The following is a 15,014-nucleotide window of genomic DNA, read 5'->3' on the forward strand; positions in this document are numbered from 1 at the left end:
GGCGAGTTGTTGGAAGCGTTTTAACGCCGAACAGGTAGCAGCGGGTTTACCCCGCGCTCTCAAATTTAAAATACCCAAGTTAGCAAGTTACAAGGGGAAAGGGTAAAGGAGCTATCAGCTTTCAGCCGTCAGCTATCAGATTGAAAGTTAGCAAGTTAGAAAGACTAAAGGGGAAAGTTTGCGAGATGCGAGTTGTAGGAGGCGTTTTAACGCCGAACAGAAATGGAGATATTAGATATCAGTCGTTAGAAGTTAGATTAGATTGTGCCTGTGCATAGTTAAATTGAAATGCTCATTCGTAGGCGTGAAATTTATTTCGCGCGATGAGCATAAGATCTTTCAGATTGAAAAGTTAGCGAGTTAGAAAGAGTAAAGGGGAAAGTTTGCGAGATGCGAGTTGTAGGAGGCGTTTTAACGCCGAAAAAAGTCATGGGGGAGGCACAACCAACACTACGCTGTTAGCACCTAGCACCTAGCACCTAGTACTTCATCACACAAGTTCTGACTAGTTGAGGGCACCATAAGCCCTCTGAAGTTTTTCACGAGCTAATTCAACATTAAACATCCAGTTTATACTTGTTCTTTCTTTATTCCGGCTCCATTCCCAGGCCGCGAGTTCTGTCTTTAGTTCTTCCATACTTGCTATACGTCTATCTAAACATTGCTTATTCATATTACCAATTTCTATCTCGACCATATTCAACCAACTCGCGTGTTTTGGTGTGTAATGTAATTCTAGTTTATTTAAAATCCGGCGTGCTTCCTGTGGAGAAAATGCTTTATATAACGCTCCTTCTGTATGAGTTGATAAGTTATCTAACACAACTTTTATTTTGTTCGCATGTGGATAATGAAGATCAACTAAATCCCTCATACAATTAGCAAAGTCAATTTTCGTTTTTCTTTCTGTTGCTTTAACATGCCGCCACCCTCGATGGCGATCGAAGAAGATAAATAAGTTAGCCACACCTACACGTTTATATTCATAATCTAACCGCTTAGTCTGCCCCGGCTTCATTGGTTGTGCTGGTCGAGTATCATCTACCAGTTGTTTCATCGCCTCATCAAAGTTAATTATAGGGTTTAATTCATCTGCAGGCTCAGCATACAACTCGAGCACATGTTCCATCCGCGCGATATATTCAGCATCCATTGTCGCCACACACCACATCTTTTTTTGCCATGGTTTTAGTGCATTCTCTTTAAGGCGCCTCCGTATTGTTTCATACGAGATACTATCTAAATCGGTTAACGTAACTAATTGCTCTCCAAGTAAAGATAATGTCCATCTAGCGTGACCTGTTGGTGGCTTAGTGCAAGCTGTGGCGATTAACGCTGCTTCATCTTTCGCAGAAGTTTTTCTCATTGCACCACTTCGTGCACCTTCATTCAAAGCTGCCGCTAGATTCTCTTCAACGAACTGGCGTTTGACTCGAAATACGGTTGAAGAACTTACTTGAACAGCTTCACATATTTGCTCTGTTGTATATCTACAACGGTCAGCTTTTAACAAAATAGCAGCCCGCTTGTACTTGCGAACATTGACCATGCCTTTTTTGCAATAGTCTACTAATTCTTGTTTTTCTTCTTCTGATAATTCAACAATATACTTTCGGTTCATAACAATATTAAGTAAGTTTATATGAGTTAAAGGATCGTTGATTAGGGTAAAAGTTCATTATGAATAAAGAAGAGTCGCCACGGTTTACAGCAAAGCAAGGTCAGTATTTAGCATTTATTTTTTACTACACAAAAGTGAATGGGGTTGCGCCTGCTGAAAGTGATTTTGAGCGCTACTTTGGAACCGCATCTTCAAGTGTTCATTCAATGATTTCAGTTCTTAAGAAGAAGAAATTTATAACATCAGTTACTGGAAAAAGCAGGAGTATTGAATTATTGATTGAAAAAGATCAGTTACCTGAATTTAAGTAGGGGCAACTGATCAAAATATATGTGAAAGAGTACTAGCACCTAGCACCTAGCACCTAGCACCTAGCACCTAGCCCTTATAAGTATTCCTACGCGATATAAGATCGCTGCTACAATCTCGCTAACTTGCAGCTACTGAATCAAACTCACTTGTTTTACATACGTATCGGTTTGCAAACCAAAGTGGCCGAGAACGTAGGTGTAGGTGGCATTTTCATTCCATAATCGGCTGCTGTGAATGCCGTACACATAGCAAGTGCCAGTTGAGCAGACGATTTGATCAGAGTAGCTTTTTATTGAATACACTTTGTCGCCTAATGCTTCTCCATAAATACTATTTAATAATGGGCTGCCAACCGATAAACCATAGTAACCACATGTGTTATTCCACACATTGTATGGGTAAACACCACAACTAAGCAGGCCGCGCGCGGCACCTGCAACACCAACAAAGGTATCGACATCTGATGCCATGCCTAGCTTATAAATTTGCTGGGCTGCGAGTGTAACTCCCATTGAATGGCCGATAATATCGATCTTACCTGTGCAAGATTGGTTGATTGCAGTAAGAATGGCGTTACGTACGGGCGTTTCTTCACTGCCGTTATGATCGTTGCAACTCGCGCAAGATTTAGAGCCCCAATCTGGGGTGAAAATTTCACTGTCGACATACCCATTTCGTTTTAATTCGTTGAGTGTGTTATTCCAACTCGAAGGGGAGGCGGTATTACCATGTACCAGTACAACGTTATCTCTACATGCTGCAAAAGCAGTTGTGCTCATACCTGCGCATAGCGCAATCATCGTCAATAGGCGTTTCATTGTGTGTTCTCCTGTTTAACATTTGGTTTACAACGTATGAAATTTAAACAGGGCTGGATATAGTACTTTCGTGCAGCGATACTATTTCGCATTGTGCAATGTGTACCGTTATATTTTGCTAGCACTGTAGGCGTGAAATTTATTTCGCGCGATGAACAAAAGAGCTATCAGCTTTCAGCCGTCAGCTATCAGATTGAAAAGTTAGCAAGTTAGCAAGTTAGCAAGTTAGCAAGAGTAAAGGGGAATGTTTGCGAAATACAAGTTGTAGGAGGCGTTTTAACGCCGAACAAAAAAAGGAGATATTAGATATCAGTCGTTAGAAGTTAGATTAAAAACCCAACGAGTTAGCGAGATACGAGGGGCGAGATGCGAGACGTAGGAGGTGTTTTAACGCCGAAAAAAGTCATGGGGGAGGCGCAACTAACACTACGCTGTTAGCACCTAGCACCTAGCACCTAGCACCTAGCACCTCGCATCTCTTTTTTCTCCTAAAATCTAATAATTTGTACTTAAAAAACGCACATAAGTTAAATTAATGTAAATTTATTCTTGCTTTCGTACCTGTTTGGTCTATGTTTTTGGTCGGAGGTCACTCCTCCAACCTGATAGATAAAATGACAATCAACAGGAACACACATGAAAATAAAAACACTCTCACTAGTGCCAGCTTTAATGTTGGCAGCGGGTATCAGCCACAGTGCTTTTGCTGCGCAAGGAGTCGCATTTGTGCACGGTACAGGCCAGCAAAGCGATGCGTATAATGACTATTGGACAGGCAGCTTTGTCGACACAGTTCGCCAAGGTTTGCCAAATAGTAGTAATTACACGGTCATTAATTGTGACTTTGATCAATACATGTGGGCAGATGCGGCATCTGGCTGTTTAGCTGGGCAGCTCACTACATTTATCAATAATAAAAACATCACAGATTTAACTCTGATCACTCACTCTAACGGTGGCAATGTGGTGCGTTGGATTTTATCTAACCCAACATGGGATAGCCGTTATCCAAATATTATTAGCAAAGTCACGCGTACCATCGCTCTAGCTCCTTCAAGTGGTGGCACGCCGTTGGCTGATGCAGTTATTGCGGGTAATTCGTTTGAGCAAAGTTTAGGCTGGCTTTTAGGCTACGGCAGCGATGCAGTAAAACAACAGCAAGTATCTTGGATGGAATCGTATAACGCACAGTGGCTATATGGCACACCGAACCGCCCAAGCTTACCGTCTCGATTCGAAACCGTAATAGGCAGTGATGTTGAATCTGCAGTATGGGATAGCGACAGCTATTGTGGCGGTTATCAAAATCAAGTTGGCCTTGAAGTAACACAAAACTGGTTAGATAGCTGTTCAGATGGTTTTTTAAATTGCAGTTCTCAGTCGTTAGCTGGGGTGGTGTGGTTTACCGATAAATCACGAACCCAAGGTGGTGAGCCTTTGAGTCATCAGCAAAGTCGACGCAACTGCTTTGGCTTGCCAAACATGCTTAAAAATCGAATTTAGGAGCTAGCTATGATTAAAAAGTTAACCACACTCGCAGCTGCAATAATGCTTATAAGCAACGCAGCAAAAGCAAATGAGCAAACGGTTTATCAGTTTCCTCAAGTTCAACCAGCATCGAGCGCTCAACTGCAAACACTTGAAAAAGACAGTGTTGAATATTGGCAGAAGGTTTCGGGTAAAGAGCTTAAGCGCGGTGTGCCTGTTTTTGTATACCAAGCTGATAACTTTATTCGCATTGCACCAAAAGCACGCTTTGATAGTGGCGAAGTATTTAAGCCTCATGGCTTACAGCTTGATAAGCTGTCGGTGCGAGATGACAACTTTAGACAAATGCCAATGCAAGCCATGGTTGCACGTGAGCAAATGGAAAATGCAGGATTTAGCGATGGCAGTGTTGGATTGACGCTTGGTCAGGTAAATGGCAAAGCAATGTTAAGAACAAGCCAAGCGCTTAACGATAATGACACCTACTTGCTGCACGTGATTGAAAAAGGCTCGAGCAATGCTTTACATGCTAAATCGCAGTTTAAAGTTAAAGATCAGCAACAACGTGTCGCTATGCAGCTTAGTATGGGTAAAAAGCGCTTTAAAGATAGTGATGTGAAGTTAACGCTTTCAAGCCCTGATGGCGAAAAGCTAGATGTACGTTACGAAAATGGTGAAGCGGTATTCAATTACCCGCTTGAAACTTTGGGTGCCGCAAATGGTTACTATGAGCTTGAGGCCAGTATAGACACTAAAGTGAATGGCCAAACGGTAAAACGCTCTATAAAAATGCCATTTGTACATAGCTCACAAACCATTAGTATGGATAAAGCCAAAGTCACTGCGCTTGGCAATAACAAATACCAAGCCAAGGTGCCAGTGCAAGTGACCGACTCAGGCCGCTACGCTATTCGTGCTACGTTAACTGGCAAAGGTAATAAAGGTGAGCGCATCAAACTGGCAACGGTTGAAGTAGCAAAACAGATTGATAGTTACGGCAGCTTCACCATGCCTTTTGCAGTCACTCAAGTAGCCAAAGCCCCGTTCGAGCTGGTGGATATTGAGCTTACCGACCAAACGCGAATGTTGAAGTTTGCGGGAGAGTAAAGGGTCGCTCTTATCGTATGTTGGGTGGAGCGAAGCGAAACCCAACAAGTTAGCGAGTTTCAAGGTTAAAGAGTAAAGGGGAAAGGTACGAGTTTCGAGGGACGAGATACGAGGTGTTAGAAGATATTAGATATCAGTCGTTAGAAGTTAGATTGAAAATACCTAAGTTAGCGAGTTGCTGGGGAAAGAGTAAGAAGCTTTAAGCTGTAAGTTTTTAGTTGATTGTGCAGGTCTTTGAATCCGAGTTGTAGGAGGCGTTTTAACCGCCGAACTGGTAGCAGCGGGTTTACCCCGTGTTCTCAGATTAAATTGTTCATTCCTACTCGATATACAATCTTGCTAACTAGCACCTTGTGCCCCTAGACCCTTTCACCTGTATTCTTTTACAATGCATAAAATGATTTAATTTAGAGAATGCGTTGAATTACTTGGCTCACCTTTATTTAGCACAACCGACGGCTGATTCACATTTTGGTAATCTGTTGGGGGATTTTGGTGGGCGTCGGTATTCAGGGCAGTTACCTGACGCGGTTAAAAATGGCCTTGAGAATCATTATCTGGTTGATAGGTTTACCGACTCACACCCCCTTGTAAAAGAGGCTAAGCAGTACTTTTCACCAGCACGTAAACGCTTTGCAAGTGTCGCGATTGATGTAGCATTCGATCATTTTCTTATTCAGCATTGGCAGCGCTTTAATGACCAACCATTGGCTGATTTCAAACAGCACAGTTATGGTCTTTTAAATGCACGCCAAGCCATGATGCCTTCACGCATGCAGCAAGTTGTGACTAGTATGACCAACAATGATTGGTTTAAAGAATATGAAACCCTCGATGGGGTTGGCCTTGCCCTTGATAACATCGCCAAGCGTATTCGCTTTGCCAACAACTTTGCAGGGGCCGCTGACGATATTGCTCGTCACTACCAACAATTAGACGCGGTGTTTTTAGCGTTTTTTCCTGAGCTGATTGAGCATGTTAAGCAAGCAGGGGTGGAAAAGCAGCTTTAAGCTATATGCTGGTAGGTTGGGTAGAACGGAGTGAAACCCAACAAGTTAGCGAGTTTCGAGGGACGAGACGTTTCAACGCTGAACAAAGATGGAGCTATTAGATATCAGTCGTTAGAAGTCAGATTAAAACTCAACGAGTTAGCTAGTTACTTGACACAAGTGGTAGGCACTCTAGTGTTTTTAACTTGCTAACTTGCTAACTTGCTAACTTGCTAACTTGCTAACTTGCTAACTTGCTAACTTGCTAACTTGCTAACTTGCTAACTTGCTAACTTGCTAACTTGCTAACTTGCTAACTTGCTAACTTGCTAACTTGCTAACTTGCTAACTTGCTAACTTGCAACTCTCTTCCATTTAATCGTCTGGGCCTTTTAGGGTAAAAACTAAATGCCTGCGCATGTCTTTTAAAATCACGCCTTTTTTTAGCATTGCGCCACTAAGGCGTTTTTGCCATTTTAATAGCTCAGGGGTCGCTGCATCGAGTGATTGTTGGTTTTCAAATTGAAAACACAAAAGCAATGAGCCTGGGAATAAGTGGTATTCCACATCAAACCAGCATTGCAGCATGCCTTCAAGTTCTGCGCGACCTTGCTCTTCAAGGGCGTCGGCAACATTTAATACAAGGGCTTGCTGTTTTAATTGTACTTTAGAAAGCTTTTTCATTTAAAAACCAAAATCGAGTCGAAAAACTAATTATACCTAAGCTTTGATTACTGCAACAACTTCCTTGTTGTTTAAAACCCTTGATTCCTGAACGGCTGCTTGCCATTCACTAAGCAATAAAATCGAGGGTTACGAGTAGCCGTTTTTCGCCAGCAACAAGTGCTGGTGAGCGATGCACAAGGCCTTTGCCTTCGTTATTTTGCCAAGTTTCGCCTTTAAGCAGTGCTACGTCACCGACATTAAGAGAGTGGATTTTAGTATTTGCTGTCATTAACCCAGACTCTTCATCGCTTAATCCTTGATGCCCTGCGCCAAGTTTAGTGCGATCAAGTCCTGCATTTTGCAACCACTGTGAACCACTTCCACAATATGTGCTGATTAAACGGCAAGGAACTCTGTCAACATGAAAACGTGGGCACATGGCGCGTTCAAGTACTCTTAGGCGTAATCCGGTGCGCTTTAATTCAAATAAATAACAAAACATATCAACTAACTTTGCTAAATCAACTTTTAACTCCTGCGCTGATGGAAGTTTTTCGAGGGCTTTATCAATGTCAGTTCGAATAGAATCTTCGTTGATCACCGCGTTAATACTGAGATCAGGATTGGCTGCAATACTCTCGGCTACCTCTGCTTGCAGCTGCTCTGATAAGCTGCGCTGCCAAATTGCAATGTTATGCTCTGGTTTATAAATTTGCGAAAACACCACAGGGCTTAATGCCGTTGCTACTGTTGTTGGTAGGTTATCAGTGTCATGCTCTAATGCGTAGGCGGTCATTATGCTTCCTCCCAAACAGGAAATGGATCGGGCAGGGTTTGCCAAAGCGCTTTGCCTGCTAAAAGTTCATCGTCGCTGAGTAAGCAGTTATCGAGAGCTTGAATGATCGCTGCTTGATTGAGGTTTTGACCAATAAAAACCAGCTCTTGGCGCATATCACCAAAGGGTTCTTGCCATACTTGGTTAATTGAATCTAAGTAATCGCTATCTGTTGGCCACTGATCTTTCGGTAAGGCTTTCCAAAATATCCCGCCAAAACCATAGCGGGCTATGCCGCCAGCTTGATTCCATTGGCAAGCAAATTGTGGTCGAGAGGCTAACCAAAAATAGCCTTTAGAGCGAAGTAATTTGCCTTCGCGTTGATTGTTATGAATAAAGTTATAAAACTTCTCGGGATGAAAAGGGCGGCGGGCTTGGTAAGTAAAGCTGCTAATGCCGTACTCTTCGGTTTCTGGGATATGCTCGCCGCGCAGTTCTTTTAGCCAGCCAGGTGCTTGCTGGGCTTTTTCAAAGTTAAACAGGCCCGTGCCCAAAATTGTGTTGATATCAACTTTGCCATTCTCAATAGCAATTAGCTCTGCAGAGGTATTTAATGAGCTTAAAATGGCTTTTAAACTCTCAAGTTCATCGGTGCTAATTAGGTCTGTTTTACTAATTAAAATGACATCGGCAAACTCAACTTGATCGATGAGTAAGTCGGCAACGCTTCGCTCATCTTCATCGCCTAAATGCTCGTTGGTTTCTTGTAAAAATTTGGCTTCGTTAAAGTCGTTTAAAAAGTTAACGGCATCAACGACCGTGACCATGGTATCAAGCCTTGCAACATCAGAAAGTGACACGCCATCTTCATCAGCAAAGGTAAATGTTTCGGCAACAGGAAGGGGCTCTGAAATACCCGTTGATTCAATAACTAAATAATCAAATTGGCCTGTTTGCGCTAAAGCGCGTACTTCAATGAGTAAGTCTTCACGTAGTGTGCAGCAGATACAGCCATTGCTCATTTCTACTAGTTTTTCTTCGCCGCGGCTAAGCGAAACATCGTTTTTAACTGTTGCTGCATCGATGTTTATTTCGCTCATATCATTGACGATTACAGCTACTTTTTTGTCTTCACGGTTATTTAAAATATGGCTGAGCACAGTGGTTTTACCTGCACCTAAAAAGCCAGAGAGCACGGTGACGGGAAGTTTGCTCATAGTAGTGACCCTTAATAAGATTAAACAAAATACGCCAAATGTTTTGTTATAATATATCAATTTGGTGTCATTTAGGAATAGTAATCGTTGTTCGAGTAAGACTATTTGGCAGTGTACGAATAGGTACAGCTGGCTTAGTCTTTAGCTAATCAACTGCTTATTAAGGATTTATATGCGATTAACCAAACTGTTGCCGCTTTTTATGGCGTGTTTGCCTTATACGTTATCGGCAGAGGAGGTGCTAGCACCTGAGCTCCCTGAGGCTATTCAAGAAATTTACCCAACAGTCATGAATCAACAGATTTGGGTTGCAGGGGGTATCTCTACCGAGCTGCCAGCATCAGCGGGTAAGATGACCGCAAAAGTCCATTTTTGGTCACCCGAGTATGCAAGTTGGCAATCAGCCCCGAGTTTGCCTGAAGGACGTCATCACACGTATTTAATTGCTGTAGAAAACAGACTATTTGCCTTTGGTGGTTTTGTTAATAGCCGAGGGCAATGGACCAATAGTCGTGATGTGTTAATGCTCAATGAAGGCGCTGACGCATGGCAAAAGGTGGCGAGTTTACCTTTTGCGTTGAGTGAAACGGTGGGCGCAGTGCTTAATGGTAAAGTGCATTTAGCTGGTGGCCGCAGCCCAAACAATGAAAAAAATGGGCAATGGCATCATAGTTTAGATGTGAGTGCGCATTTAGTTTTTGATCCTAACAACTTCACATTTACAGAAGCCGCGCCATTACCTTCAGCGAGAAACAGTGCAGCGAGTGCACAAGTAAACGGTCGTTGGTTTGTGCTAGGTGGCAGAACGGTTGGCGGCGAGCCTATCTCTGACATGCTCGAATACTTACCCGATACAAACACCTGGCAAGCGAACGCTGCACTCCCTAAAGCACGAGCAGGGCATGCGGCAGCTGTTATTAATAATGCTATCTATGTGTTTGGCGGTGAACATAGCAAGGGAGTAGACCGTGAGGTTTTTAGCTATGATTTAACCAAACAGCAATGGCACAAAACTTTCGAATGGCAAACACCTCGTCACGGTTTAGGAGCCGTCACGTTAAACGGCCAAGTTTGGCTAGTGGGTGGTGCCACAAAGGTAGGGCTTTCTGAAACAAGCCGTGAAGTTAATAATGCACAAATGATGATAGGTAATACCAATCCGCAATAATACTTAATCATTTTGAGGGATTAAACCTATTACTAACTGCGTTAAAATTTTCTGATTTACGACTGCATGGATGCAGAAGGTAGAGCAATGCAGGAGCAATTGCCGAGCACAACTAAATAACAAAATTTTTGCCTTGCTATCAACAAGGTTTTATTGCCTCAAAATGGGCCACTTAATTAAGCGAATAGGTATAATCTGAAATAGTTTTTCAGAACTCTTCACTATTCAATGAAATAGAATTAACAGTAAGACTTGTGCGAAAAATGAAACGTTACTGTTAATGAATGTTAAATTGCTATCGTTTTATTAGGAACAAATGTATACTAATTGGCCGATAATAATTATATAAAGTGGAATCGTTTTATGAATGGAACTCGTTCAAAAATACTCTTTTCGTTGATCTTCCCCGTTGCTTTACTTACCGGATGCGGTGGCGGCGGTGGTGGAGACTCTAAATCAGAACAACCTACAACTGAAAACCCAACAACAACGCCAGATCCAGTCCTAATGACAGGCGTTTTTTTAGATTCGGCTGTTGCAGGCCTGAACTATTCGACAAGTTCAGGTGAATCTGGCGTAACAAATAGCGCTGGTGAATATCAATACAAAGAAAATGATAATGTTACGTTTTCTCTTGCTGGTATTGAGTTTCCTGCAATTACCGCTGCAGCCGTAGTCACACCCCTTGATATTCTAGACAGCCAAAACTTATACAGCCCGATGGTGCTTAATACGATTAGATTGTTGCAATCTTTAGATGAAGATAAAGACCCATCAAATTCAATAAACCTTGATAGTGACCTTGTTCAAAAGCTAGAAAGCGCAGGTATTTCAAATGCTGATCTAGCGTTGCCAGCTGAGGAATTTGCTCAATTATTAATACAAAAAGGTCTTTTTTCATCTATTGCTGATACTGATTTTGTAACGAAAGAATTTGCGATATCTCACTTTTCAAACACTTTATCTACATCTAAAGTTATCGATTCAGATGGAGATGGCATCAGCAATGCTTCCGATACAGATGATGATAATGATGGTGTTCCTGATGGGGATGATTTATTTCCATGGGATAACAGCGAGAGCGCTGATTTTGATTTAGATGGTATCGGCGATAATGCTGATTCTGATGATGACAACGATGGTATAGATGATATTAATGATACGACGTTGAGTATGAGTCATGTACTTGATTCATCGATCAAAAATATTACTCATATGGTCTATCATAAAGTTACAAATAGAGTATTCATTACCGACCAAATTAATAAATCTTTGTATATTGTTAGCCCGGATACAGGAAAGGTTATCCAAACCCTGCAATATGCAAAAATGCCAAGAAGAATGTCAATTGCAAATAATACCCTTTATGTGTCGCTACTTGATCGAGACTTTGAATATTACTCAGAAATAGAGGGGAGTGGCGAAGTTGTTATTTACAACTTATCGCAAAATAAATTCCAGCAAAAAACACGTTTTAGCGTTGCTGTAGATCCATTTGATATTGTTGCTACAAATACGGGAAAAGTGATTGTTTCATCGGGATCGAATCAATGGACCTCAATCCTTTCATACAATGCAGAAACAGGGTATCAAACGGGTAATGAGTCGATCAGACACCAATCTTACCTCAGCTTAGATCCTTCACAAAATAATGTTTTTGCTGCAAATACAGATCTATCACCAGCAGATTTTGAAAAGTTTGATATTTCCGGTGAAGGGATTATTTCACGCGGTGACTCTCCGTATCATGGTGATTATAGTATTGGAGGGCGTATTTGGGTTTCAGAAGATTATGTATTTTCTCGTTGGGGCAATATATTTAAAGTCTCTGATATGACTCACGTTTCACAAGTATTAGGGATGTTTACTATTGATGATATTCAGTTTGATGAGAAGAACAAGGTTGCTTTTGCAAGTTCAAACGGAAATATATATTTAATAAACCTCCAGTCATTAGAAGTTTTCAGAACGGTTACTCAACCTGGTGATGTTCAGCAGGTGTTTCTTGCTGAGCAATTCACATACTCAGTAACCGAAAACGATAATACTCTTTATGTGATTAAAACACCTTATCTATGCGCTGATTGTATCGACAATACTGCTCCTGTAGCTCAATTTACTTATACACCAGATACTGGTTTAACAACTGATATATATGAATTTGATGCTTCGAGTAGTTATGACACACAGAGTTCAGAGCTGCAATATCGCTGGGACTTTGATGATGACGGTCAATGGGATACTGATTTTACGACGAGCTCTGATACAAGTAATAAGTTCATTACTGCAGGGACACATTTCGTAACACTACAGGTAATGGATACAGTTGGTGCTGTAGACAGCGTTACAGTTGAAATTAATGTTTCACAAGGGGAAGATGCGGGCAATGACGTAACTGATGGCACTGCGTACGAATTACAATTTAATATAACAGCAAAAATTACCGACGTGCCTCGACAAAAGCTTTATGTGACAGATAAATCAGCTAAGCGATTATATGTTGTAGACATAGCGGATGGTGAAACTGAAAAGTACTTCGAATTTGAGTTTATGCCGGAGCGAATGACATTATCACCTGATGGCAAGCTACTTTATGTTGCTCTTCTTACTCAAGATCACAGTTCATATTGGTGGAGTGAAGAACAAAATGGCTACATTGCGGTCTTTGATTTAGAAAAGCAAAGCCAAGTTAATTTATTTGAAATACAAACTGACCCGTATGATCTAGTCATAAATGATCAGAACAAACTTATTGTATCTTCAGGTTCAGGGCAATGGACGAACATTTATGCGTTTGACGCTGAAAATGGTGATGTTCTTGGTAGTGCTTCGATTTATCAGGCTGCACGTTTAACATTACACCCATCGGGTAATTATGTATTTGCTGCAGATACTGACTTAATTCCATCTGATTTTGAAAAGTTTGATATTAGTGGAGCTGGCATCACCTCTGTTGGAGACTCTCCATATCATGGTGATTTCACAATAGGAGGCCGTGTTTGGATAACGCCTGATGGTAACTATCTAATCAGCCGTGGTGGTCATGTATTCCGCACTGACAATCTGACTTACGTACAAACGCTAGAAGGTTTTGAAGAAGGGGATGAGCTCATTTCAGCACTGAGCTTTGACTCTCAACAGAATCTAGCTTTTATTGTTACAGATAAAGGTGAAGTGTCTTATTTTAATCTGTCTACGTGGTTTAAAGCTGGCAGTATTGAAGTAGAAAATGCATTTGATGTGATTGTTAATGATGACCAAGTAATAGTGTTGAGTGCAGAGTCAGCATTAACAACTATGGTTGTGATTGAGCATCCTTGCACCATCTGCGGCACTAACATGGCGCCTGTTGCTGATTTTACCTATACACCAGAAAATGGCACAACAAGTGATAACTATGAATTTAATGCTTCAGTAAGTACCGATTCAGAAGATGGCGCAAACTTACAATATCGCTGGGATCTTGACGGCGATAATCTATGGGATACTGACTTTAGCTCAGATCCCCTCATCAGCAAAAAGTATACTCTTTCTGGTAGCAAAAATATTACTCTGCAAGTCAAAGACTCTACAGGTGCTTCCAATATTAAAATGATCACACTTGAGGTAGCTCAAGGCACTGACTATGGAACACAAGTGACTGATAGCACGGCCTTTGAATTGCAATTTAGAGTGACAGATACAGCTGTTGATTCGGTGAGACAAAAGTTATATGTCACAGATAAACAAGCAAAGCGACTGTATTTAGTTGACTTATTAACAGGCGAAACTGAGAAGTATTTTGAGTTTGATTTTATGCCTGAAAATATGACGGTGTCTCAAGATAGCTCGCGACTTTATGTATCTTTGCTTAAACAAGAGCATAGCATGTATTGGTATACAGAAGATCAAAGTGGTTACATTGCTGTTTTTGACTTGGCTGAACAAGCGAAAATAAACGTGTATTCAGTACCAACTGACCCATTTGATCTTGTTATTAATCAACAAAACAAACTCATTGTCTCATCAGGATCAGGGCAACATACTAGAATATACGCACTTAACGGGCTTAACGGTAATGTGTTCAGTTACACAGATATTTACCAAAAAGGGGTTTTAGATTTACACCCAACGGGTAATACTGTTTTCGCCGCCGATACTGGATCATACCCATCAGATTTTGAAAAGTTTGACATTAGTAGTGATGATATAGAAGCATTGGGAGACAGCCCTTATCATGGTGACTATGAAATAAATGGCCGTGTTTGGGTTACACCTAATGGTGAGTTCGTCATAAGTCGCGGCGGTGATGTGTTTTACAGTAGCGACATGACCCACGGTATGGCTATTGCTGGGTTAGATTCTGATATCATTGAAGTTGTTTTCGATGAAACAAAAAATCTTGCGCTGGTTTTAACTGACTCAAAAGTCATTCGTCTAAACCTTGCTAATTTTGTTGAGCAAGACAGTATCTCTTCTCAGTCTAGCGGACATTTACTTGATGTTAATAATCAGTTTTATGGTTTAAAAAGAGATGGCATCATCACTCGTTTAATTAAACATAGTTTTGATTAAATAAGACTTGCTTAGTCGTAAGCCGCTACATTTGTAGCGGCTTTTTTTATAATCCAAAAAAGCATCCAGAAAGAGGCTTTGGTTTAGGTTCATCATCTACAACATAATTATTTAGAACTTCAGCTATTAACTAAAGCGTATTGGCGAATTTTAAGACGAATTTAAATCAATATTCTATATAAAGCGCTAACATATTGTTTCTTTGCGAATCAGAAAATTCACATAGTAAAAGTTTTTTTATTTTTTAAATTTCATATATTTAACCATTTTATGTTGAGTGGTGTGTTGGGTTTAATGAC

The 15,014-nt window shown here is 41.0% G+C and carries 11 protein-coding genes; 6 read left to right on the plus strand and 5 right to left on the minus strand.

Features of this window, described 5'->3' with window-relative positions; all coding sequences use genetic code 11:
* Positions 1–505 precede the first annotated feature (505 nt).
* Positions 506–1,621, minus strand: coding sequence for an IS630 family transposase (locus P4S60_RS03920; RefSeq protein WP_337115064.1), 1,116 nt, complete (start codon positions 1,619–1,621; stop codon positions 506–508).
* 59 nt (positions 1,622–1,680) lie between these two features.
* Between P4S60_RS03920 and P4S60_RS03925 the strand changes: the two genes are divergently transcribed.
* The gene (locus tag P4S60_RS03925; RefSeq protein ID WP_337115065.1) at positions 1,681–1,932 is read left to right on the plus strand and encodes a LexA family protein; all 252 of its coding nucleotides are present in this window, start codon (positions 1,681–1,683) and stop codon (positions 1,930–1,932) included.
* Between the two features lie 129 nt (positions 1,933–2,061).
* Here P4S60_RS03925 and P4S60_RS03930 read toward each other — a convergent pair whose 3' ends face one another.
* The gene (locus P4S60_RS03930) at positions 2,062–2,751 is read right to left on the minus strand and encodes an esterase/lipase family protein (RefSeq protein ID WP_337115066.1); all 690 of its coding nucleotides are present in this window, start codon (positions 2,749–2,751) and stop codon (positions 2,062–2,064) included.
* 636 nt (positions 2,752–3,387) lie between these two features.
* Here P4S60_RS03930 and P4S60_RS03935 point away from each other — a divergent pair.
* The 3 genes from P4S60_RS03935 to P4S60_RS03945 all read left to right on the plus strand — a co-directional run bounded on the left by P4S60_RS03935 (position 3,388) and on the right by P4S60_RS03945 (position 6,356).
* Positions 3,388–4,254, plus strand: a complete 867-nt coding sequence (locus P4S60_RS03935; RefSeq protein ID WP_337115067.1) for a hypothetical protein — start codon at positions 3,388–3,390, stop codon at positions 4,252–4,254.
* A 9-nt stretch (positions 4,255–4,263) separates the two neighbouring features.
* Positions 4,264–5,346, plus strand: coding sequence for a DUF4785 domain-containing protein (locus P4S60_RS03940; RefSeq protein WP_337115068.1), 1,083 nt, complete (start codon positions 4,264–4,266; stop codon positions 5,344–5,346).
* A 419-nt stretch (positions 5,347–5,765) separates the two neighbouring features.
* Positions 5,766–6,356, plus strand: coding sequence for an acyl carrier protein phosphodiesterase (locus tag P4S60_RS03945; protein WP_337115069.1), 591 nt, complete (start codon positions 5,766–5,768; stop codon positions 6,354–6,356).
* A gap of 354 nt (positions 6,357–6,710) precedes the next feature.
* Here the strand turns inward: P4S60_RS03945 and P4S60_RS03950 are convergent, their stop codons facing one another.
* From P4S60_RS03950 to zigA, 3 genes are all read right to left on the minus strand, one after another.
* Positions 6,711–7,019, minus strand: a complete 309-nt coding sequence (locus tag P4S60_RS03950; RefSeq protein WP_058585610.1) for a hypothetical protein — start codon at positions 7,017–7,019, stop codon at positions 6,711–6,713.
* Between the two features lie 109 nt (positions 7,020–7,128).
* The gene (locus P4S60_RS03955) at positions 7,129–7,797 is read right to left on the minus strand and encodes a DUF1826 domain-containing protein (protein WP_337115070.1); all 669 of its coding nucleotides are present in this window, start codon (positions 7,795–7,797) and stop codon (positions 7,129–7,131) included.
* Entirely contained in the window at positions 7,797–8,993 is a 1,197-nt protein-coding gene (zigA, locus tag P4S60_RS03960; RefSeq protein WP_337115071.1) for a zinc metallochaperone GTPase ZigA, read from the minus strand. Before zigA ends, P4S60_RS03955 begins: the two co-directional genes overlap by 1 nt.
* A 172-nt stretch (positions 8,994–9,165) precedes the next feature.
* Between zigA and P4S60_RS03965 the strand changes: the two genes are divergently transcribed.
* Positions 9,166–10,161: a Kelch repeat-containing protein gene (locus tag P4S60_RS03965; RefSeq protein ID WP_337115072.1), complete on the plus strand. Its 996-nt coding sequence runs from the start codon at positions 9,166–9,168 to the stop codon at positions 10,159–10,161.
* A gap of 363 nt (positions 10,162–10,524) precedes the next feature.
* Positions 10,525–14,715: a PKD domain-containing protein gene (locus tag P4S60_RS03970; protein ID WP_337115073.1), complete on the plus strand. Its 4,191-nt coding sequence runs from the start codon at positions 10,525–10,527 to the stop codon at positions 14,713–14,715.
* Positions 14,716–15,014: the final 299 nt, after the last annotated feature.

The sequence above is a fragment of the Pseudoalteromonas sp. Hal040 genome (assembly GCF_037162425.1).
Taxonomy (GTDB): Bacteria; Pseudomonadota; Gammaproteobacteria; order Enterobacterales; family Alteromonadaceae; genus Pseudoalteromonas; species Pseudoalteromonas gelatinilytica.

Excerpts from the sequence above, each read along its gene's own strand:
- P4S60_RS03920 (WP_337115064.1), bottom strand. The coding sequence starts at position 1,621 with ATGAACCGAAAGTATATTGTTGAATTATCAGAAGAAGAAAAACAAGAA.
- P4S60_RS03925 (WP_337115065.1), top strand. The coding sequence starts at position 1,681 with ATGAATAAAGAAGAGTCGCCACGGTTTACAGCAAAGCAAGGTCAGTAT.
- P4S60_RS03930 (WP_337115066.1), bottom strand. The coding sequence starts at position 2,751 with ATGAAACGCCTATTGACGATGATTGCGCTATGCGCAGGTATGAGCACA.
- P4S60_RS03935 (WP_337115067.1), top strand. The coding sequence starts at position 3,388 with ATGAAAATAAAAACACTCTCACTAGTGCCAGCTTTAATGTTGGCAGCG.
- P4S60_RS03940 (WP_337115068.1), top strand. The coding sequence starts at position 4,264 with ATGATTAAAAAGTTAACCACACTCGCAGCTGCAATAATGCTTATAAGC.
- P4S60_RS03950 (WP_058585610.1), bottom strand. The coding sequence starts at position 7,019 with ATGAAAAAGCTTTCTAAAGTACAATTAAAACAGCAAGCCCTTGTATTA.
- P4S60_RS03955 (WP_337115070.1), bottom strand. The coding sequence starts at position 7,797 with ATGACCGCCTACGCATTAGAGCATGACACTGATAACCTACCAACAACA.
- zigA (WP_337115071.1), bottom strand. The coding sequence starts at position 8,993 with ATGAGCAAACTTCCCGTCACCGTGCTCTCTGGCTTTTTAGGTGCAGGT.
- P4S60_RS03965 (WP_337115072.1), top strand. The coding sequence starts at position 9,166 with ATGCGATTAACCAAACTGTTGCCGCTTTTTATGGCGTGTTTGCCTTAT.
- P4S60_RS03970 (WP_337115073.1), top strand. The coding sequence starts at position 10,525 with ATGAATGGAACTCGTTCAAAAATACTCTTTTCGTTGATCTTCCCCGTT.